The following is a 20,622-nucleotide window of genomic DNA, read 5'->3' on the forward strand; positions in this document are numbered from 1 at the left end:
GGTTACTCCGCAATAAAATCGGCGGCGATTATCACGCCATTGCGTTCCAGGTGCACGTAGTGAGCGATGAATAATCCGGTTTCCAGCTCACCTTCCAGACGATAGGGGATCTGTTCCCGGGGTTTCTCCAGCAACTTCACCACGTGCCGCACCTGCGGCCACAGGTTGGTGCGGATCGGCACCTTGAAGTAGGCGCTGTGCCGGGGGCGAACGGTGAACCAGTGTTCATGCTCACCTTCGGTCAGCAACAGGTCGCCCAGATGGATGCGGTAGGTCAGGCCGCGAACGGTCAGGTCGCTGTCGCCGGGGTTATCGACGCGAAAGTGCAGCATGAACTTCTGTTCCAGTAGCCGGGCCCGCACCACCTCGACCTTGACCAGATGCACCTGCGGTTCAGGCGCATCGTCACTTCGCCAGGACGCGCAACCGCCGAGCCCGACGAACAGCAGCAGGCAGGTGATGCGTAGCAAAAGTGATGTAGGGGTCATGTCCGAGCCTCTGGTTTACCCACAGTCTAGCCCTCTGGGTCGATGGAAGAGCGTCGGACGTTTACGAAAATCAGTGACTGAAGTAGCCGGCACAGCACTTCTTGAATTTATGCCCGCTGCCGCACGGACAGCTGTCGTTGCGGCCCGCCTTGACCGGGACGGTCGGGTCGATGAAATACCAGCGCCCGTCGTTCTGCACGAACGAGGACTGTTCACGGTGGCTATGCTCGCCCTGGCCGTCGTGCCAGCGTGCCGTGAACGTGACAAAGGCGTGCTCCGGTTGACCACCGAGCACTTCGCTGCTTTCCACTTCCAGCCCCAACCAGGTGCTGTTGGCGCTCCACTCGCTGATCGACTGGCGATCGAGGCCTGGCTGCTGGGCGGGCAGGGTGGTGGCGACCAGATAATCCACCAGGCCCAGCACATAGGCGCTGTAGCGCGAGCGCATCAAGGCTTCGGCGCAGGGCGCCGGATGACCATCGTGGTAGTGGCCGCAGCAGGCGTCCAGTGAGTTGCCACTGCCACAGGGGCAAATGGGTGTGTGCGAGCTTGTGTTCACGGTTACCACCAATATTTTCCAAAATTTTCCGGGTTGGCCCAAAAGCGCGAGTTGAGCCAGTCGGGGACTTGTTTGTATTCAAGCAGATCGTAGGTGAACAGGGTCAGCACCTGATCTTCGCGCTGGAATCGCTCGCTGGCTTGCAGGGCCAGGGAAAAAAAGTCCGTCTCTTGCCAGCCGCAGGCGTTGAGGTCTGCCAGCACGGCGATGCGGCTGGCATTGAGATTGCGGATGCCACCCAACAGGTTCAGACCCTCGCGCTTGGGCAAATGCTCCAGGCAATCGAGTGCCAGGGCCAGGTCAAAACGCCGCGCCGCCACGTCTGCCGGCAGCGCGCCGGGGCCGGCATGGACCACTTCGGTGTCGGGATGGGCCTGCTGGAATGCTTCGAGCGCGGGAAAGCCGCTGGCACCGATCAATAGCAGTTTTTGCGGGGTATAGCGATCAAGCACGGCGGCCAGGGCTTGCTGGGGTGTGCGCGAAGAAATGGCAACGGTCATCGAAGTTCCTCAGTCAGAACCATCACGATAGCCTGCCTGGACAGCATGGCCTAGAGCGGTTTGTCCCTGAATGTGCGCAAACGTCGCAAACACGGGGCGAAAACCCGCGATTGCTCAGGCTGGCGCAGATTCGAAGACGGGTCTTTACTCACCTGAATCGGCGCTAGGCCGATCCCCCTAGGAGAAACCCGATGAGCATAGTTCGGACAGCGTTACCCCTGGTTCTGCTAACCAGTGTGTTGACTGGTTGCGCAGGTTTGCAGAAAACCGACTGGCCGACCTGTGCCGCCGTCGGCGGTGTGATCGGTGCAGGCTTGGGCGCCACTGAAAGTACCTCCTGGGCCGGCGGCGGAGCGCTGTTCGTCGGCACCATGGCGGCGGCTTATTGCTGGGTGCACGGCGACGGCGATGAAGACGGCGATGGCGTGCCGGACAGCCGCGACAAGTGCCCGGGCACACCGAAGGGCGTGCAGGTCGATGCTGATGGCTGCCCGCCGCCTGTCCCAGCGCCAATGGTTGAAGAGGCCGTGGTGGTCCAGGAAGAAACCATCGTGATCCGCGATGTGCACTTTGAGTTCAACAAAGCCACGCTGACCCCGGGCGACAAGGATGTGCTGAGCACGATCGCCACCCGGCTGAAACAGGAAACATCCACCGCACAACTGCGGGTCACCGGCCATACCGACAGTGTTGGCAGCGATGCCTATAACCAGCGGTTGTCGGAGAAACGGGCCAATTCGGTGGTGCAATACCTGGTCGAAAACGGCGTTCCGCGTGCCAGTTTTGTCTCGGTGTCCGGCGCCGGAGAGAGCCAGCCGGTGGCTGATAACAAGACCGCCGACGGTCGCGCGATGAACCGTCGTACGGAAATCAAGATCAACCGCTGAAACCCTTGCCATCCGCGGCTTGTAGAGTTGCGGATGCGGGTCTTTACTCCTGTGTGACCGGTATGGGCCGGTGACACAGGAGCCTTCACCATGAACGTTCTAATCAGGGTTGCCTTACCGGTACTGCTGGCCAGCAGTCTGTTGTCCGGTTGCGCCACTCACAGCGACGGTAGCGCACCTCTCAATCAACGCACCTGGCCAATCTGTAGCCTGATCGGCGGTCTGGTCGGCGGCGGGTTGGGGGCCATTGAAAGCAGTGGCTGGGCCGCCGGTGGCGCCGCGCTGGGGCTACTGGGCGGTGGTTTGATCTGTTACGCCCAGGATGGCGATGAAGACGACGACGGTGTGTTCGACCGCCGCGACCGTTGTCCCGATACGCCGGCCAATACCTCTGTCGAGCATCACGGCTGCCCGGTGCCGCAATACCCGGCCAGCGCCACACCCGTGGAGCCTGAAGCACCGGCGAGCGAGGTCATCACCCTCAACGACGCCGGCAAGGTACTGTTCGATTTCGACAAATCCGACCTCACTGCCGAAGCTCGAAGCCAGCTCGACGGGCTGATGGGCAAGCTCAGCCATGCCAATGTCGCCAGCATCCGGGTAGTGGGCCACACCGACAGTGTCGGCAGTGACGCCTATAACCAGGGACTGTCCGAACGTCGGGCCAGCAGCGTCGTGGAGTATTTGCTGACCCAGGGGCTGGCCCCCGACAAACTCACCAGCGAAGGCAAGGGCGAAAGCGAACCGGTGGCCGACAACGAGACCGACGAAGGGCGGGCGCAGAACCGTCGGGTTGAGCTGCATATCCAGCGTTGAGGCCCGGGCCAGGGCTACCGGGTCGTCGGGAGGGCGATCCGGGGGCCGGGGCTCGGTTAGATTAAATTTGCCTGGCCCTCTGGCTTATCCTGCGCGCAAGCCGTTACTGTGCGCGCAAAGAATAATGCTCGATCAGGGGGCCGTATGAAGGTGTTTTGGGGGCTGGGGCGCTTGCTGACCCTGCTGTTCTGGCTGGTGGTGCTGGTCAATCTGGTCGTACCGTTCGTCCATCCGCTGCATCTACTGGTCAATTTCGCCGGCGTTTTTTTGCTGGCGCTCCATCTGCTGGAACTGCTGCTGTTCAGGGCCAGTTTCCGTGGCCGCCCCGCGCCTGGTCGCGATCGCCTCAGAGTGCTGCTGTTCGGTATCTTCCACTTGCAAACCCTCCCGACCGCGCCAGAGGCTTCCCATGCGTAAATTGTGTCTGCTCGCCGCACTCGTATGTCCATGGGCCTCGGCCCAGGTGGTCCAGGTCGAAAGCCATTCGTTGATGCGCCTGCCCAACACCACCAGCACCCTGACCCTGGAACGGCTGGACGTGGCCGACTACGGCACACTGCTGGTGCCGTCCAATGTCACTGAACTGACCATCGACCAATTGCACCTGGGACGTGAGGCGCGGATCGCCATCGTGCCGGCGCAGCAGGTATTGGAAATGAAAGTGGCCCAGGCCGAGCTGGCCGAGGGCAGCCAGATCACTTCACGCGGCGCGCGGGGTACTTACGCCAGGGTGGCGCGGCCGGGGCGCGATCTCAACCTGCAGTTCAAGGTCTTGAACGCACCGTTGTTGTCGGTGGACGCCCGTGGCGGCACGGGTGCCCCAGGTTACGTCGGTCTTGACGGTGCCAATGGCCAGGCGCCGGGTTGCACCTGGGGTTCGGCCGGTCGCGGGGCCGACGGCAGCAATGGCAGTGATGGCCAGCCGGGTGCGGCCGGTGCGCGGGTACGCCTTGAGCTGCCCCGCGCCTATCCTGCCGAGCAGATCAAGGTGACGGTGGACGGCGGTGCGGGTGGCGCGGCCGGGCGCGGTGGCAAACCCGGGGCGGGAGGCAAGGCCAAGGGCTGTCTGATCTATACCGCTGATGGCGGCAAAAGCGGCCGTCCTGGCGCCGATGGCCAGCCAGGGCCTGCCGGAGCGGCGGGCACGGTGACGGTGCAGCGGTTCTAAGCGTATGACGACCCCTAGTGGGGGCGCGAGCAAGCTCGCTCCCACAGGGTTTTATGTGATTTTCAGAACATCGGTCGCGCCGCGCCAATCGCCACCACCAGCAACCCGATCAACAGGTTGATCCCAACCAGCCTGCGAATCTTCCCCAGCACCGCCGCACCCGCTGGCCAGTCCTGTGCCGTCACGGCGCTACGCAATGCCGGCAGTTGCAGGCCCTGGATGCGGATAAACAGCGCTGTCATCACCACATACAACCCCATCATGACCTGCACATGCCGTGGCGCGGTTTCGAAACCGGCGAAGCGCACGTGGATCAGGCCTACACCGCTGATCGGTAAAAGCACCACCGCCACCCAGACCCAGACGAAAAAACGCTGAAACACTTCTACCCACAACTTGAGCCGGGCAGGGCCCTCAAGCGCCGTCATTGCGGCGGGACGCAGGATCATCCAGGCGAAGAACATGCCGCCGACCCAGACCAGGGCCGCCAGTAAATGCAGGGTGTAGACGAGGGCAAAGGGTGTCATTGGGTTACTCCGTTCTGCGCAGGATTCATTAGCGGGGTATGATAGCCGCCGATCCGAACCACTGAAAATTTATCCAGCGTTTTTAGCGCCCGACCATTCATGATCAGCACCGAACTCAAAACCACGATCCAGGGCGCCTATTCGCGTTTTCTCGAAGCCAAGAGCCTCAAGCCGCGATATGGCCAGCGCCTGATGATTGCCGAAGTGGCAAAAGTCCTGGGTGACATCGACACCGACGACGAAGGCCGGCGCAGCGGCGAGCCTGCCGTCGTGGCGGTGGAGGCGGGCACGGGTACCGGCAAGACCGTGGCCTACAGCCTGGCGGCGATTCCCACTGCCAAGGCCGCGGGCAAACGCCTGGTGATCGCCACGGCCACCGTCGCCCTGCAGGAGCAGATCGTCTACAAGGACCTGCCCGACCTGATGCGCAACAGCGGGCTGAACTTCACGTTCGCCCTGGCCAAGGGGCGCGGGCGCTACATGTGCCTGTCCAAGCTCGACATGTTGCTCCAGGAAGGCCACGCGCAGACCGCCACGGCCCAGTTGTTCGAAGAAGAAGGCTTCAAGATCGAGGTCGATGAGGCCAGCCAGAAGCTGTTTACCAGCATGATCGAGAAGCTGGCCGGCAATAAATGGGACGGTGACCGCGACAGCTGGTCCACGGCCCTGGAAGACGCCGACTGGTCCCGCCTGACGACCGACCATAGCCAGTGCACCAACCGCCATTGCCCGAACTTCGGCCAGTGCGCCTTCTACAAGGCCCGCGAGGGCATGGGCAAGGTCGACGTCATCGTCACCAACCACGACATGGTGCTGGCCGACCTGGCCCTGGGCGGTGGTGCGGTGTTGCCGGACCCGCGCGACACGATCTACGTGTTCGACGAAGGCCACCACCTACCGGATAAGGCCATCGGCCATTTCGCCCATTACACCCGGCTGCGTTCCACCGCCGACTGGCTGGAAACCACCGCCAAGAACCTCACCAAACTGTTGGCCCAGCATCCGTTGCCGGGTGACCTGGGCAAGTTCATCGAGCAAGTGCCGGAGCTGGCGCGGGAAATCAAGACGAACCAGCAGTTCATGTTCACCGCGTGCGAGCAAGTGGCCGACTTCAAGCCCGGCGAAGACGTCGAGGGCCGCGAGCGGCCACGCCACCGGTTTGTCGGCGGGGTGATCCCCGAGCACATGCGCGAAATGGGCATTGAGCTCAAGAAAGGTTTCGCACGCCTGACCGACCTGTTCACGCGCCTGACCGACCTGCTCAAGGAAGGCATGGATGGCGAGGTCAATATCGGTATCGCCAGCAACCAGGCCGAGGAATGGTACCCGCTGTTCGGCAGCCTGTTGTCCCGCTCCCAGGGCAACTGGGAGCTGTGGACGGCCTTCACCGCCGAAGACCCGCAAGACAACCCGCCAATGGCGCGGTGGCTGACCCTGGCCGAAAGCGGTTCGCTGTTTGATATCGAGGTCAATGCCAGCCCGATCCTGGCGGCGGAAATGCTGCGCCGCAACCTGTGGAACGTGGCCTACGGCGCACTGGTAACCTCCGCCACGCTGACCGCCCTGGGCACGTTTGACCGCTTCCGCATGCGTGCCGGCCTGCCGAAAAAAGCCGTGACCGCCGTGGTCCCGAGCCCCTTCCATCACGCCGACGCCGGTGTGCTGCGAGTGCCGGACCTCAAGGCCGACCCACGGGATGCCGCCGGCCATACCGCGGCGATCATCCGCGACCTGCCGGAACTGGTGGAAGGCTCACGGGGCACCCTGGTGCTGTTTTCCTCGCGCAAACAGATGCAGGACGTGTTCGATGGCCTTGACCGTGACTGGCGCAAGCAGGTGTTCATCCAGGGCAACCTGTCTAAACAGGAGACCCTGAACAAGCACAAGGCGCGGGTCGACGGCGGCGACTCCAGCGTGCTGTTCGGCTTGGCGAGTTTTGCCGAAGGCGTGGACTTGCCGGGTGCCTATTGCGAGCACGTGGTGATTGCCAAGATTCCGTTCTCGGTCCCCGATGACCCGGTGGAGGCTGCGCTGGCCGAGTGGATCGAGGCCCGTGGCGGCAACCCGTTCATGGAAATCTCCGTACCGGACGCATCGCTGAAGCTGGTCCAGGCGTGTGGTCGCTTGCTGCGCACCGAAGAAGACCGCGGCACCATCACCTTGCTCGACCGCAGGCTGGTAACCCAGCGCTATGGCAAGGCGATCCTTAATGCGCTGCCGCCGTTTCGACGCGAGATTTCCTGATACGTGCAATGACTTGCTGTGGCGAGGGCGCTTGCTCCCGCTGGGCTCTGTAGGCGCTGGCGAAGCCTGCGATCTTTTGATCCTGATCTTTCACTCTCGACTCAATGGGCTGTGGAAAGATCGCAGCCTCGCTTCGCTCGACAGCTCCTACGTAACCCAGCCGCCACAGGGGTTGGTTTCAGGCTAACCAGCCGTCCCATGGCGGTTCCCAAAAGCCTGAATGACTGAAACAATGCCAGCCACCTTAAAAGTGTTTGTTTCAAGGGAGTTACGGGTGCAGATTCAAGGCCATTATGAACTTCAGTTCGAGGCGGTGCGTGAAGCGTTCGCGGCGATGTTCGATGATCCCCAGGAGCGCGGCGCGGCGTTGTGCATCCAGGTGGGTGGGCGCACGGTGATCGATCTGTGGGCCGGTACCGCCGACAAGGATGGCCATGACGCCTGGCACAGCGACACCATCGCCAACCTGTTTTCCTGCACCAAGACCTTCACCGCCGTCACCGCCCTGCAACTGGTGGCCGAAGGCAAGTTGCAGCTGGATGCCCCGGTAGCCCGCTATTGGCCCGAGTTTGCCGCAGCCGGCAAGCAATCCATCACCCTGCGCCAGTTGCTCTGCCATCAGGCCGGGCTGCCGGCGCTACGTGAACTGCTGCCGCCCGAAGCGCTTTATGACTGGCAAACCATGGTCGATGCCCTGGCCACCGAAACACCGTGGTGGACGCCGGGCGAGGGCCACGGTTATGCCGCGATCACCTACGGCTGGCTGATCGGCGAGCTGCTGCGCAGGGCCGATGGGCGTGGCCCGGGTGAGTCCATCGTGGCCCGTGTCGCCAAGCCGTTGGGCCTGGATTTTCACGTTGGCCTGGCCGATGACGAGTTTCATCGCGTGGCCCACATCGCCCGTGGCAAAGGCAACGTTGGCGATGCCGCGGCCCAACGCCTGCTGCAGGTGACAATGCGCGAGCCTACGGCCATGACCACCCGGGCCTTCACCAATCCTCCGTCGATCATGACCAGCACCAACAAACCGGAGTGGCGACGCATGCAGCAACCGGCGGCCAACGGCCACGGCAACGCCCGCAGCCTGGCCGGGTTTTATGCGGGGCTGCTGGACGGCAGCCTGCTGGAAGGTGAAATGCTCGACGAACTGACTCGCCAGCACAGCTTTGGCGAGGACAAGACTTTATTGACCCAGACGCGTTTCGGCCTGGGTTGCATGCTCGACCAGCCGGATGTGCCGAATGCGACCTACGGCCTCGGCCCGCGGGCGTTCGGTCATCCGGGGGCCGGGGGCTCCATGGGGTTTGCCGACCCGGAACATGATGTGGCTTTTGGCTTCGTGACCAACACGCTCGGGCCTTACGTATTGATGGACCCTCGCGCGCAGAACCTTGCGAGGGTACTTGCCACTTGTCTATAAAGCGCCATTGAAGGCGGCGGGCACCGGAACCTCGTGGCCTTTTCAGTTTCCAAGCGACTGTTTATGCGGCCAAAACATGGCCTTTTATTTTCAATTTTCATCATTTTGTGGATATCCAATGTCATCGAATAAAACCCTCGCTCTGGCGCTGTGCTTCGCTATCACCGGTTGCGCACAAACCCCACAAAATGATGCCGAGGGCGGCGGTCACTGGTGGTCGTTCGGCTCTTCCGACAAGGTGGTGGCCAAGGAAACGGCGCCAGCGGCGCCTCTGAAACCGGCCGCCGTCGTACCGCAAGCCAAGGCCGAGAGCGCCACCCACTGGTGGTGGCCATTCGCTTCCGATGATGCTGCCGACGTTGCGAAGAAAGATGACGTCAAGCCCCAAGGCAAGCCAGAAGCCAAGGCGCCGGCCGTTGCCAAGGCCGAAGCCGAAAGCAACGGCAAGTGGTGGTGGCCGTTCGGCGGCAAGGATCAGGAAACCGCCAAGGCAGTGCCGATGCCCGATCCGAAAATCACCCAGGCCTGGCTCGACGACTACGAGCCGAAGCTGCGCATAGCCATCAAGGACAGCAAGCTCGAACTCGAGCGCCGCGACAACGTGCTGGTGGTCACCGCGCCCGTGGACGGCTCCTTCAACCCGGACCGTCCAGCCATGCTGCTGCCCGTGACCCTTGGGCCGTTCACTCGCGTGGCGAAGATCCTTGAAGCCGACCCGAAGAGCGCCGTGTTGATCCTCGGCCACGCCGACACCTCGGGCGCCGCACCAGCGAACCTGAAGCTCAGCCAGGAGCGTGCCCAGTCCGTGGCGGCGATTTTCCGCCTCAGCGGCCTTCAACGTGATCGCCTGATGCTGCGCGGCATGGGCGCAGTGGCGCCACGTGCGGCCAACGACAGTGTGCAAGGGCGTGCCCTGAACCGTCGCGTGGAACTGCTGGTCACGCCGGCCAACACCATGGTTGCGCTGCTGAGCAAATACAACATGCCGGCCCCCGCGCCAGTGACGCTGGTGGCGGCCCAGGACGTGAAGCCCGTGGCCCCGGCCCCAGCGCCTGCGGCGAAAAAAGCCGTGACCCCGACCACCAAAAAAGCACCGGCTAAAAAGGCCACAGCCAAGGCGTCTGCCAAGAAAGCCCCAGCCAAGGCCACTACCCCGGCGAAGAAAACCAAACCGGCCAAAGCCGCCACCGATACCAAGAAAGTTGCGGCCGCCAATACCCCCAAGCAGTGATGGGCTAACCACAAGGAACGCGCCATGACCCAACCGCTGGCTGATATGCGCCGCGACTACACCCGCGATGGCTTGACCGAGGCACAAGCCCCGGCCGAGCCGTTTGCACTGTTCCACCAATGGTTCGCCGACGCAGTGAAAACCGAACAGGCTCCAGTGGAGGCCAACGCCATGACCCTGGCGACGGTGGATGCGCAAGGGCGCCCGCACTGCCGGATCCTGCTGCTCAAGGGCCTGGATGCCCTGGGTTTCACGTTCTTCACCAACTACGACAGCGCCAAGGGCCAGCAACTGGCCGCGAATCCATTCGCGGCCATGACGTTTTTCTGGCCGGCTCTGGAGCGCCAGGTGCGCATCGAGGGCAAAGTGGTGAAGGTCTCCGCGCAGGAGTCGGACGACTATTATCAGGTTCGCCCGCTAGGCAGCCGCCTCGGCGCCTGGGCTTCACCCCAGAGCCGAGTGATTTCAGGGCGCGCTGAGCTGGACGACTTGCTCAAGGCCACCGAACAACGCTTCAGCGATAGCCAACCGCATTGCCCCGAGCATTGGGGCGGTTATCGTTTGCTGCCCGAGCGCATCGAGTTCTGGCAGGGCCGTCCGAGCCGCCTTCACGATCGCCTCAACTACCGCCTGCAAGGGGCGAACTGGCTGCGCGAGCGCCTGGCGCCTTAGCGTCGGGGTAACCTGCCGCAGCGGTTTTAAGCCACTGCGGCAAGTCCCGGCGCTTGACCCCTTGCTCCCGGGCGCGGGCCAATTGTTGCAGCATGTAGATCTTTTTCTGCTCATCCTGCCCCGCCAGGGACAGCGCCAAGTCGCGGTCCATCCAGCGTTTGATCCGTACGTACAGCCACCAGTGGAAGTACAAACCGGCCACGGTGACCGCGACGATGATGAAATAATCCATGAAAAAATCCCGGGTTGATGACGCAGGTTTCGGAAATTGGCGCTACTGTTTGGTGAATTTTTCGGGTGCGCCTGTATCCCACCTGAATGAAAACAATTTTATCCCGGCGAGGCCGTGACAGGCGTCAAGCTGCGGAGTTTAATGAATCCCTGTCTTTTGGAGTTGATGCTATGCGTAAGTCTGTTTTGCTGGTTGCTTCCTTTTCCACGATGGCGATGTTGCTCACTGGTTGTCAGTCGAGCCTGACCGGTGACTCCTACTCCCGTGACGAAGCGCGTCGCGTGCAGACGATTCGCATGGGGACCATCGAAGCTCTGCGTCCGGTCAAGATCGAAGGCACCAAGACCCCGATCGGCGGTGCGGCCGGTGCGGTGGTCGGTGGTGTCGGCGGCAGCGCTATCGGTGGTGGCCGTGGTAGCATCGTCGCCGCTGTGATCGGCGCGGTGGCCGGTGGCCTGATCGGTTCCGCTACTGAAGAAGGTCTGACCCGTACCCAAGGCGTGGAAATCACCGTTCGTGAAGATGACGGTAGCATGCGTGCCTATGTACAGCAGGTTCAGGAGAACGAGGTGTTCCGTGTGGGTGAGCGGGTTCGTATTTCCACTGTGGATGGTACGAGTCGCGTATCGCACTAAGCTTGAGTCGGTAAGAGAAAACGGCGCTTATTCCGGGAATGGACAGCGCCGTTTTTTTTGGGGGGGCTGGTTGGGTGGTGTGTATATCCGTTTCTTCGGTAGCGGCTACTTATGGTTCCGCCAGCAGCCGTTACCGAAGAAATGGATATACACCCCCCTCCTGATCTATCCGGCAGCCAGGAATCAGCCAGGCAATGCAGGCTGCTTGCGACTGGCCGCTGCCGTCACCATATAACCCAGCACGGCCGCCAGGATCGAACCTGTGAGAATCCCCATCCGGTCCATGCCCGCGTAGTCACTTACGCCAGGCTCGAACGCCAGGGAGCCAACGAACAGGCTCATCGTGAACCCGATACCGCACAGGATCGCCACACCCAGTACCTGGCCCCAATTGGCGCCGCTGGGCAGGCTGGCGATGCCGATTTTCACGGCCAGCCAGGTCAGGCCGAAGACGCCGACGGTCTTGCCCAGCAACAGGCCAATGGCGATGCCCATCGGCACGTGATGGGTGAAGCTTTCGACGGTGACGCCGCTCAGGGACAGGCCGGCGTTGGCGAAGGCGAACAGAGGCAGGATGCCATAAGCCACCCAGGGGTGCAGGGCGTGTTCCAGGGTCAGCAACGGCGAGGTCTCGGCGTTTTTCGTGCGCAGCGGGATGCAGAACGCCAGGGTCACGCCCGCGAGGGTGGCATGGACACCGCTCTTGAGCACGCAGACCCACAGAATCAGGCCGACAACCATGTAGGGCCCGAGCTTGACCACGCCCATCCGATTCAACGCCACCAGCGCGGCGATGCAGGCTGCCGCCAGTATGAGCGACAGGCTGGACAGGGCGCCGGAGTAGAAGATCGCGATGATGATGATAGCGCCCAGGTCGTCGATGATCGCCAGGGTCATCAGGAACAGCTTGAGCGACACCGGCACCCGCTTGCCCAGCAAGGCGAGCACGCCGAGGGCGAACGCAATGTCGGTGGCCGTCGGAATTGCCCAGCCGCCCAGGGCGGGGGGATTGTCGCGGTTGAGGAACCAGTAGATCAGCGCCGGCACCACCATGCCGCCAATCGCCGCCGCACCCGGCAAGACGATTTGCGACGGTTTCGACAGTTGCCCGCCGAGAACTTCTCGCTTGACTTCGAGGCCGATGAGCAGGAAGAACATCGCCATCAAGCCGTCGTTGATCCACAGTAACAAGGGTTTAGCGATTTTCAACACACCGACCTGGACCACCACCGGCGTGTCCAGCAGGCCGTTGTACAGCCAGGAAAGGGGCGAGTTATTGATGACCAGGGCAAGCAGGGCGGCGGCGATCAACAATAGGCCGCTGGCAGCCTCCAGCTGGAAAAAACGGGTCAGAGAATTGCGTAGAGCCACGATCGCTCTCCATTCATTGAATCAAGAAGATGGCACACCCTAACTCGTACTGTAAGTTGTTAAAACAAAAGTTATATTCTTTTTTGTTATATATCGTTACAACGTCTGCGCCACGCAGCCGGGCAGTTATGGGTCATATTGGACCTTAGCTGTACCTGTGCGCGATGTCGGTTTTTTCCTAAGCTTGCCGCTGGTTTTTCCGAGACCAAGTTGCGCCTGCATGACCAGGTTTCCCCGCGTCAAACCGAGCCAGTGAGAAAACACCATGAACGATCACCGCCAGTGGGCGCGAGAAGCGATCCGCATCATCGAGGCTGACTTCCAGCGCAGCGCCGATACCCACCTGATTCCACTGCCGCTGCCTGGCCTGCCGGGCATCGAACTGTATTTCAAGGACGAGTCCAGCCACCCCACTGGCAGCCTCAAGCACCGACTGGCGCGTTCGCTGTTTCTCTACGCATTGTGTAACGGTTGGCTCAAGCCCGGTGCGCCAGTGATCGAGGCCTCCAGCGGCTCGACGGCAATTTCCGAGGCCTATTTCGCCAGGTTGTTGGGCCTGCCGTTCATTGCGGTGATGCCGTCGACCACCTCCAGGGAAAAAATCGCACAGATCGCTTTCTATGGCGGCCAGAGCCATCTGGTGGATGATCCTACGCAGATCTACGCCGAATCCGAACGCCTGGCCCGCGAGCATGACGGGCATTTCATCGATCAATTCACTTACGCCGAGCGTGCCACGGACTGGCGGGCCAATAACAATATTGCCGAATCGATCTTCCATCAGATGCGCTTCGAGCGGCACCCGGAGCCGAGCTGGTTGATTTCCAGCCCCGGCACCGGCGGCACCACCGCCACACTGGGACGCTACGTCCGTTATCGCCAGCACGGCACCCGGGTGCTATGTGCCGACGCCGAGCGCTCGGTGTTCTTTGACTACTACCGCAGTGGTGATGCCAGCCTGCGCCTGGATTGCGGTTCACGCATCGAAGGTATCGGCCGGCCACGGGTCGAAGCGTCGTTCTTGCCCAAAGTCATCGATGCGATGGTCAAGGTCCCGGACGCCTTGTCATTGGCGGCCATGCACTACCTGGCCCAGCGCTTGGGCCGGCGGGTCGGCGGGTCCAGCGGCACCAATCTGATCGGCGCCCTCATGGCGGCCCGGCAGATGGTGGATGCGGGAGAGTCGGGGTCGATCGTGGCGATTTTGTGTGACGGTGGCGAGCGCTACGCCACGACCTATTACGACCCGGTCTGGCTCGAGGCCCAGGGGTATGAGTTGAGCGGTCTGATGGACACCGTGGCGGCCTGTGTGGAACGGGGCGAGGCGCTGCCGGAGAGCGTGTTGCGGGCCAATATCTGACCCTGAAAACAATGAGGTCTTTTGTGGAAGCGGGCTTGTGTGGGCGCTGGGCTTGCCCGCGACAGCATCACCTCGGTTCACCTGATAGACCGAGTTGTCTGCATCGCGGGCAAGCCCAGCTTCCCACAAAGGCTCTCCCACAGGGGGACGGGGTCAGGCCTCGAGACCGAGGATATCCCGCGCCACCGCCTCGGCAATCCGGATCCCGTCCACGCCCGCCGACAGGATCCCGCCGGCATAACCGGCGCCTTCACCGGCCGGGAACAGGCCCTTGACGTTCAGGCTCTGCAGCGATTCGTTGCGGGTGATGCGCAGGGGCGATGAGGTGCGGGTTTCGATGCCGGTCAGCACGGCGTCGTGCAGCGAGTAACCGCGAATCTGTTTCTCGAACGCTGGCAGGGCCTCGCGGATCGCTTCGATGGCGAAATCCGGCAGGGCCAAGGCCAAATCGCCCAAGGACACCCCAGGCTTGTAGGAAGGTTCGACGCTGCCCAGTGCCGTAGACGGCTTGCCGGCGATGAAATCGCCCACCAGTTGCGCCGGGGCCTCGTAGTTGCTGCCACCGAGTACGTACGCGTGGGATTCCAGGCGTTCCTGCAACTCGATCCCGGCCAGCGGGCCACCGGGATAATCCACTTCCGGGGTGATGCCGACGACGATGCCGGAGTTGGCGTTACGCTCGTTGCGCGAATACTGGCTCATGCCGTTGGTCACGACGCGGTTCGGCTCGGAGGTCGCGGCCACCACGGTGCCGCCCGGGCACATGCAGAAGCTGTACACCGAACGACCATTCTTGGCGTGGTGCACCAGTTTGTAGTCGGCGGCGCCAAGTTTCGGGTGACCGGCGTACTTGCCCAGGCGCGCGCTGTCGATCAGCGATTGCGGGTGTTCGATACGGAAACCCACCGAGAACGGCTTGGCTTCCATGTACACGCCGCGGCTGTGGAGCATGCGGAAGGTGTCTCGGGCGCTGTGGCCCAGGGCCAGGATCACATGTTTCGAATGAATCTGTTCGCCGCTGGCCAGTTCGACGCCGACCAGTTGGCCGTCCTCGATCAGCACATCGGTGACCCGCTGCTGGAAGCGCACTTCACCGCCCAGGGCGCGAATCTGCTCACGCATGGTTTCCACCACGCCTGTCAGGCGGAACGTACCGATGTGCGGCTTGCTGACGTAGAGAATTTCTTCCGGCGCCCCGGCCTTGACGAACTCGTGCAAAACCTTGCGGCCAAGGAATTTCGGATCCTTGATCTGGCTGTAGAGCTTGCCGTCGGAAAACGTCCCGGCGCCGCCTTCACCGAACTGCACATTGGATTCGGGGTTGAGCACGCTTTTGCGCCACAGGCCCCAGGTGTCCTTGGTCCGTTGGCGTACTTCCGGGCCACGTTCGAGGATGATCGGCTTGAAGCCCATTTGCGCCAGCAACAGGGCGGCGAAGATCCCGCACGGGCCGAAGCCGACCACAATCGGGCGCTCGCTCAGGTCGGCCGGTGCCTGGCCCACCACTTTGTAGCTGACATCCGGCGCCTCGTTGACGTTACGGTCATCGGCGAACTTGCGCAGCAGGCTGGCTTCGTCGCGCACCGTCAAGTCGATGGTGTAGATGAAGCACAGTTCGGAGGATTTCTTGCGCGCGTCGTAGCTGCGCTTGAACAAGGTGAAGTCGAGCAGGTCATCGCTGGCGATGCCCAGGCGCTGCACGATGGCCGGGCGCAGGTCTTCTTCGGGGTGGTCGATCGGCAGCTTGAGTTCGGTGATTCGTAACATGGTGGGATCCGGTTCGCGGGATGCACAACTGCACCAGGGCGTGAACCGGCGATTATAAGCCAAAACCGGCGAATCAGTCGTTGCGCGCGCCACCGAAATAGGCGCAGCCACGCTGGACCTGGCCGTTGACCCGCAGTTCGGCGCTCATGTGTTGCACGCTACCGCTGACGTTGTCGACGCAGCGCTGGGGGGCGACCCAGAGCTCGACCTTCTGGCCATTGGCTTCGGTGCTAAGGTTGAAGCGCCCGTCACCCAGTTGCTCCTCCATGTAAGGCACCGCCAGGGGCGGCTGGCCCTCGCGTTCGAGCACCAGGCCCTTGCCGCTGGCCTTGAGGCTCCACTCGGGGCCATGGCCGGCGGCGCGCAGGATCAACAGTCTGAAGTTTCCATCATCACAAGCGGTGCCTGAGCGTTCCAGGCGATACAACTGCTCCAGGTCCAGCTGGCTGTCGGTGCCGGCCGCTGCGCTGGAGACGATACGGCCGCGCACATCGGCAAACAGCTTGCCCTGGTCATCGGCCAGGCTGGCAGCCTGCTGCAGCACACTGGTACCACCGCTGTCGTTGACGATGTAGCGGCGCTGTTCCTGGCACGGCTGGAACACCAGCTTGCCATCGGCCGCCGTGAGCTCGCCCTGCATGCGCGTCTGGCCGGCGTGGGGGGCGCTCTGACGTGGGGCATCGAGCAATTGGCAGCCGGGCAAGAGCGGCAGGAGGGCGACAAACAGCAGGGAGCGGGTGGCACGCATCATTGGGTCTCCAGACAAGTGCCGCCACGTTACTCAGACTGATCCCACACCACAACCCGTAGGCGCTGTGCAGGAGCTGTGTAGGCGCTATGTCGGAGCTGTGTAGGAGCTGTCGAGTGCAACGAGGCTGCGATCTTTCCCCTGGCAATTGAGTCTCGAGTGAAAGATCAAAGATCAAAGATCAAAAGATCGCAGCCTGCGGCAGCTCCTACGGTTAGAACGTCGGTTAGCCCACGTGAAAGGTCTGACCGGTTTGCAGGCCTTCGACACTCTTGGCGTAGGCCAACGCGACATCGGCGGCCGGGACGGGTTTGTAGCCGCGAAAGTATGGGGCGTACTTGTCCATGGCTTCGAGCAACACAGTCGGGCTCACCGAGTTGACCCGCAAGCCCCGTGGCAACTCGATTGCCGCGGCGCGCACGAAACTGTCCAGGGCACCGTTGACCAGGGCCGCCGAAGCACTGCTCTTGATCGGGTCGTGGCTGAGCACGCCGGTGGTGAAGGTGAAGGACGCACCGTCGTTGGCGAATTCGCGGCCGATCAGCAGCAGGTTGACCTGGCCCATCAGCTTGTCTTTCAAGCCCAGGGCAAAGCTCTCTTCGCTCATGTCGTCCAAGAGGGCAAAGGTGACGTTGCCAGCGGCGCAGACCAGGGCATCAAAACGGCCGGTCTTTGCGAACAGCGCGCGGATCGAGGCGCTGTCGCTGATATCCACCTGCAATTCGCCGCTGCGACGACCGATCCGAACGATTTCGTGGCGCGGCGACAGTTCGTTGTCAATGGCCGAACCGATGGTGCCGTTGGCGCCGATCAACAGGATTTTCATGAGCTGTTCCTCAAGGGGTTGAATGAGTTTTCAGTCTAGAGAGGTTCTTTCCATTGATAATCATGCTAATAGGCAACCTTTGGTTTTCAATTGGAAACAATCCAATGAGTGAAATGGATGACCTGGCAGCGTTTGCCGTGTTGATGGAGGCCGGCAGCTTCACTCTGGCGGCCCAGCAGTTGGGGTGCAGCAAGGGTCAGTTGTCCAAGCGCATCAGTCTGTTGGAGAGGCGGTTTTCGGTGGTGTTGCTGCAACGCACCACGCGGCGCCTGAGCCTCACGGCGGCAGGGGCGGCGTTGCTGCCCCAGGCCCAGGCGTTGCTGGTTCAGGTGCAAAGGGCGCGTCAGGCATTGGCCAGGTTGAAGGACGACATTTGCGGACCGGTACGTATGACGGTTCCGGTTTCGTTGGGCGAAACGTTCTTCGAAGGCTTGCTGATGGAGTTCGCTGGCACGTATCCCAACGTGCAGATCGAACTGGAGCTCAACAACGGTTACCGTGACCTGACCCGCGATGGTTTCGACCTGGCGATCCGTTCCGACGCCGCCATCGATGAGCGGCTGGTGGCCCGGCCGTTGTTGGCGTGGCACGAAATGACCTGCGCCAGCCCGGCCTACCTCGATCAATACGGCGAACCCGAGACGCCCCTGGCCCTGGCCGAGCACCGTTGTCTGCTCAACAGCCACTACAGCGGTCGGGAAGAATGGCTTTACCACCAGCGACACGAACTTCTACGAGTGCGAGTGTCGGGGCCGTTCGCCAGTAATCACTACAGCCTGCTGAAAAAAGCTGCCCTGGCCGGCGCCGGAATCGCCCGGCTGCCGTCGTACCTGCTGCATGAAGAATTGGCCGACGGACGCTTGCGCTGGCTGCTGCGCGACTACCTGACCCGGCGCATGCCGATGTACCTGGTGCACCCGTACCAGGGTGGATTGCCCAAGCGCACCCAGGTGCTGGCTGACTATTTGATTGATTGGTTCAAGCGCAGTGGCGAGGCCCTGGATCGGCTGCAACGATAACCCCAGCCACTGGCTCCCACAGGCGTCCTGGGTTCTGTCAGCGGGCGTAGCGCTTGGCAATCAGGTGATCGATCGACAACACCCCCGGCCCACGGGCCATCAGGTAGAGCAATACCGCCGCCCAAGTGCCATGGGTCGGGTAGGCGTCCGGGTAGACGAACAGTTGAATGGTCAAGGTCATCCCCAGCAAGGCCAGCGCTGAAAAGCGTGTCGCCAGACCAAGCAGGATCAGGACCGGGAACACATGTTCGGCGGTAGCTGCCAGGTGCGCAGCCAGTTCTGGCGAGAGCAACGGCAGGGCGTATTCACTTTTGAACAGGGGAATGGTCGAGTCCGCCAGCCGCGGCAGGCCGATCTGGAAGGTGCCGTCGAACAGGTCGATGGCCAGGCCTTCGATTTTGGTCTGGCCGGATTTCCAGAACACTGCGGCAATCGAGAATCGTGCGATGAAGGCGATCAGGCTGTGGGGAATTTTCTCCAGCCATTGAATGGAGCCGGCAATCAGGGTGGTCATTGGGATACCTGTTCAGCTAGGAGGTGAGTGATAGCCTGGTGGCGGATGAGCCCCGCCAGGGTCTGTTCCAGGTCGAGGTCGATCGAGGCTTCAATGGCGGCGGTCAGGGTCAGCCCCTGTTGCAGGGCGGTGATGAACCCATGGGCTGCGTGATTGATCGCGAACACCTGCACGTCGAGGCCGTTGCGCAGCACCAAGGCGTTCTGTGCAGCAAATGCCTCGAACGGCACGGGTGTCTCGTGCTGATGGGCGGCCCAGATCGTCACCACGGCGAAGGGCGATTGCAGCAGCCGCAGTGACGGGTGCAGGCCGATCTTCAGGTGCCTTGTCTGTGTGGGGGACGACAGCGCTTCGACGATCCGTTCTGCGGCCATGGGCTCGGCGTCGGCGGCATGCCAGGCTTGCACGTGCAGTCGCTCCAGCCGGGCGACATCCGCCAGGTACGGTACGCAGGCGGCGGGTTCGAAGCGTTCGACGAACCCGGCAAAATCATCCCCATAGTCGCTCATCACCGGGTTTCGCGGCGGTGCAGACTGGATGTAGACCCCAGCCATGCCTCGGAAAAATTCCTCGCCCACCAGTTGCGCCACCACCGGGTAATTGTCGGCCAGGACGTTGATCAATGAGCTGAGCACGTTGTTGCGGTAAACCGCGAAGCGGCTCTGCGGGTCGGCGCCGTTGGCGCTGACCAGGCCGGGGGGGCACGCCTTGCGCGGGTCGAGCAGGGCGGCGGCGAATACGCGCTGGCCGCTCATGACCGGGCTCCCACGGCATTTAAAAGTTGATCGGCCTGGCGCGCTTCGGCCAGCAGCACCTCCCATGGCGGGATGTGGTTGTCGCGCTCGATCAAGGTGGCTACCGGCCCGGTCTGCGCCAGAACCCTGAGGTACAGTTGCCAGACTGCGTTGTCGATTGGCGCACCGTGGTCGTCTATCAACAGACGCTCGCCAAGGCTGTCGGTGTCTTCGGCAAAGCCGGCCAGGTGAATTTCACCGGTCGCTTGCAGGGGCAGGGCATCGAGGTAGGCCAGTGGATCGCGGCAGTGGTTGACGCATGAAACGTAGACGTTGTTTACATCCAGCAGCAGGCCGCAGCCAGTGCGACGAATGACTTCGCTAATGAAGTATGGCTCGTCGAGTGTCGAGGCTTCGAACGCCAGGTAGGTGGCCGGGTTTTCCAGCAACAGCGTACGTTTGAGGCTGGACTGCACCTGGTCGACGTGTTCGCAGACACGGTCGAGGGTCGCTTCGTCGTAGGCCAGGGGGAGCAGGTCATTGAGAAACACCGGGCCGTGGCTGGACCAGGCCAGGTGTTCGGAAAAGGACTGGGGCTGATAGCGTTCGATCAATGCGGCCAGGCGCTGCAAATGCACGACATCCAGCGGCCCCTCCCCACCGATCGACAGGCCGACGCCGTGCAGCGACAGCGGGTACTGTTCGCGTACCCGCCCCAGGAAGTGATGAAGCGGCCCGCCGGCCACCATGTAGTTTTCCGCGTGCACTTCGAAAAAGCCCAGGTCCGGTCGGGTCTGGAGCACCTCACGAAAATGCTCGCTCTTGAGCCCCAACCCTGCCCTTGGCGGCAGCCGGCTATCAGTGGCGAGGGATGGGGTGTTCAACATGGTGACGGGCCTCAGGC

The 20,622-nt window shown here is 62.3% G+C and carries 23 protein-coding genes; 11 read left to right on the top strand and 12 right to left on the bottom strand.

Features of this window, described 5'->3' with window-relative positions; translation table 11 throughout:
- Window positions 1-2 precede the first annotated feature (2 nt).
- From GFU70_RS06100 to GFU70_RS06110, 3 genes are all read right to left on the bottom strand, one after another.
- Complete coding sequence (locus GFU70_RS06100; RefSeq protein ID WP_058542236.1) at window positions 3-488, bottom strand: LEA type 2 family protein; 486 nt, start codon at window positions 486-488, stop codon at window positions 3-5.
- A 70-nt stretch (window positions 489-558) separates the two neighbouring features.
- Window positions 559-1,047, bottom strand: coding sequence for a YchJ family protein (locus GFU70_RS06105; RefSeq protein WP_175360611.1), 489 nt, complete (start codon window positions 1,045-1,047; stop codon window positions 559-561).
- A 2-nt stretch (window positions 1,048-1,049) separates the two neighbouring features.
- Window positions 1,050-1,547, bottom strand: coding sequence for a DUF6231 family protein (locus GFU70_RS06110; RefSeq protein ID WP_058542237.1), 498 nt, complete (start codon window positions 1,545-1,547; stop codon window positions 1,050-1,052).
- 191 nt (window positions 1,548-1,738) lie between these two features.
- Here GFU70_RS06110 and GFU70_RS06115 point away from each other — a divergent pair, with 191 nt between their 5' ends.
- The 4 genes from GFU70_RS06115 (at window position 1,739) to GFU70_RS06130 (ending at window position 4,418) form a co-directional block, all read left to right on the top strand.
- On the top strand, window positions 1,739-2,434 hold the full coding sequence (locus GFU70_RS06115) for an OmpA family protein (RefSeq protein WP_058542238.1): 696 nt from the start codon (window positions 1,739-1,741) through the stop codon (window positions 2,432-2,434).
- A gap of 90 nt (window positions 2,435-2,524) precedes the next feature.
- Window positions 2,525-3,250, top strand: coding sequence for an OmpA family protein (locus GFU70_RS06120; RefSeq protein WP_153387738.1), 726 nt, complete (start codon window positions 2,525-2,527; stop codon window positions 3,248-3,250).
- Between the two features lie 144 nt (window positions 3,251-3,394).
- A complete protein-coding gene (locus tag GFU70_RS06125; RefSeq protein WP_058542240.1) occupies window positions 3,395-3,667 on the top strand; it encodes a DUF1145 domain-containing protein in 273 nt (90 codons plus the stop codon).
- Window positions 3,660-4,418, top strand: a complete 759-nt coding sequence (locus GFU70_RS06130; protein WP_116643039.1) for a collagen-like protein — start codon at window positions 3,660-3,662, stop codon at window positions 4,416-4,418. Before GFU70_RS06125 ends, GFU70_RS06130 begins: the two co-directional genes overlap by 8 nt.
- 62 nt (window positions 4,419-4,480) lie before the next feature.
- Here the strand turns inward: GFU70_RS06130 and GFU70_RS06135 are convergent, their stop codons facing one another.
- Complete coding sequence (locus GFU70_RS06135) at window positions 4,481-4,945, bottom strand: CopD family protein (protein WP_153387739.1); 465 nt, start codon at window positions 4,943-4,945, stop codon at window positions 4,481-4,483.
- A gap of 99 nt (window positions 4,946-5,044) precedes the next feature.
- Here GFU70_RS06135 and dinG point away from each other — a divergent pair, with 99 nt between their 5' ends.
- From dinG to pdxH, 4 genes are all read left to right on the top strand, one after another.
- Entirely contained in the window at window positions 5,045-7,189 is a 2,145-nt protein-coding gene (gene dinG / locus GFU70_RS06140; protein WP_116643038.1) for an ATP-dependent DNA helicase DinG, read from the top strand.
- Between the two features lie 274 nt (window positions 7,190-7,463).
- Window positions 7,464-8,609, top strand: coding sequence for a serine hydrolase domain-containing protein (locus GFU70_RS06145; RefSeq protein WP_058544241.1), 1,146 nt, complete (start codon window positions 7,464-7,466; stop codon window positions 8,607-8,609).
- Between the two features lie 118 nt (window positions 8,610-8,727).
- Window positions 8,728-9,840, top strand: coding sequence for an OmpA family protein (locus tag GFU70_RS06150; RefSeq protein ID WP_058544240.1), 1,113 nt, complete (start codon window positions 8,728-8,730; stop codon window positions 9,838-9,840).
- A gap of 24 nt (window positions 9,841-9,864) precedes the next feature.
- A complete protein-coding gene (pdxH, locus tag GFU70_RS06155; protein WP_116643036.1) occupies window positions 9,865-10,512 on the top strand; it encodes a pyridoxamine 5'-phosphate oxidase in 648 nt (215 codons plus the stop codon).
- On the opposite strand, the gene GFU70_RS06160 is transcribed toward pdxH, so the two are convergent.
- Window positions 10,460-10,744: a hypothetical protein gene (locus GFU70_RS06160; RefSeq protein ID WP_058544238.1), complete on the bottom strand. Its 285-nt coding sequence runs from the start codon at window positions 10,742-10,744 to the stop codon at window positions 10,460-10,462. The two genes, pdxH and GFU70_RS06160, sit on opposite strands and share 53 nt — an antisense overlap.
- Window positions 10,745-10,914: 170 nt before the next feature.
- Here GFU70_RS06160 and GFU70_RS06165 point away from each other — a divergent pair, with 170 nt between their 5' ends.
- On the top strand, window positions 10,915-11,379 hold the full coding sequence (locus GFU70_RS06165; RefSeq protein ID WP_047228399.1) for a glycine zipper 2TM domain-containing protein: 465 nt from the start codon (window positions 10,915-10,917) through the stop codon (window positions 11,377-11,379).
- 183 nt (window positions 11,380-11,562) lie between these two features.
- On the opposite strand, the gene nhaA is transcribed toward GFU70_RS06165, so the two are convergent.
- Window positions 11,563-12,750 (bottom strand): Na+/H+ antiporter NhaA, encoded by a 1,188-nt coding sequence (nhaA, locus tag GFU70_RS06170; protein ID WP_058544237.1) that lies wholly within the window; start codon window positions 12,748-12,750, stop codon window positions 11,563-11,565.
- Between the two features lie 265 nt (window positions 12,751-13,015).
- On the opposite strand from nhaA, the gene GFU70_RS06175 reads away from it, so the two are divergent.
- The gene (locus GFU70_RS06175; protein ID WP_153387740.1) at window positions 13,016-14,110 is read left to right on the top strand and encodes a PLP-dependent cysteine synthase family protein; all 1,095 of its coding nucleotides are present in this window, start codon (window positions 13,016-13,018) and stop codon (window positions 14,108-14,110) included.
- A 153-nt stretch (window positions 14,111-14,263) separates the two neighbouring features.
- On the opposite strand, the gene GFU70_RS06180 is transcribed toward GFU70_RS06175, so the two are convergent.
- The 3 genes from GFU70_RS06180 to GFU70_RS06190 form a co-directional block, all read right to left on the bottom strand.
- Complete coding sequence (locus GFU70_RS06180) at window positions 14,264-15,877, bottom strand: NAD(P)/FAD-dependent oxidoreductase (protein ID WP_003198458.1); 1,614 nt, start codon at window positions 15,875-15,877, stop codon at window positions 14,264-14,266.
- Window positions 15,878-15,950: 73 nt separating this feature from the next.
- Window positions 15,951-16,625, bottom strand: a complete 675-nt coding sequence (locus GFU70_RS06185) for a COG3650 family protein (RefSeq protein WP_058544242.1) — start codon at window positions 16,623-16,625, stop codon at window positions 15,951-15,953.
- 226 nt (window positions 16,626-16,851) lie between these two features.
- On the bottom strand, window positions 16,852-17,451 hold the full coding sequence (locus GFU70_RS06190; protein ID WP_153387741.1) for a short chain dehydrogenase: 600 nt from the start codon (window positions 17,449-17,451) through the stop codon (window positions 16,852-16,854).
- Window positions 17,452-17,555: 104 nt separating this feature from the next.
- Between GFU70_RS06190 and GFU70_RS06195 the strand changes: the two genes are divergently transcribed.
- Window positions 17,556-18,470 (top strand): LysR family transcriptional regulator, encoded by a 915-nt coding sequence (locus GFU70_RS06195; protein ID WP_153387742.1) that lies wholly within the window; start codon window positions 17,556-17,558, stop codon window positions 18,468-18,470.
- A gap of 37 nt (window positions 18,471-18,507) precedes the next feature.
- Here GFU70_RS06195 and GFU70_RS06200 read toward each other — a convergent pair whose 3' ends face one another.
- From GFU70_RS06200 to GFU70_RS06210, 3 genes are read right to left on the bottom strand one after another with little or no spacing between them, the layout of a single operon-like run.
- Complete coding sequence (locus tag GFU70_RS06200; RefSeq protein WP_058544232.1) at window positions 18,508-18,984, bottom strand: DoxX family protein; 477 nt, start codon at window positions 18,982-18,984, stop codon at window positions 18,508-18,510.
- Window positions 18,981-19,739, bottom strand: a complete 759-nt coding sequence (locus GFU70_RS06205; RefSeq protein WP_153387743.1) for a DUF2063 domain-containing protein — start codon at window positions 19,737-19,739, stop codon at window positions 18,981-18,983. Before GFU70_RS06205 ends, GFU70_RS06200 begins: the two co-directional genes overlap by 4 nt.
- Window positions 19,736-20,605, bottom strand: a complete 870-nt coding sequence (locus tag GFU70_RS06210; protein WP_058544230.1) for a DUF692 domain-containing protein — start codon at window positions 20,603-20,605, stop codon at window positions 19,736-19,738. Before GFU70_RS06210 ends, GFU70_RS06205 begins: the two co-directional genes overlap by 4 nt.
- Window positions 20,606-20,622 lie beyond the last annotated feature (17 nt).

It is taken from the genome of Pseudomonas brassicacearum (assembly GCF_009601685.2).
GTDB lineage: Bacteria > Pseudomonadota > Gammaproteobacteria > Pseudomonadales > Pseudomonadaceae > Aquipseudomonas > Aquipseudomonas kilonensis_B.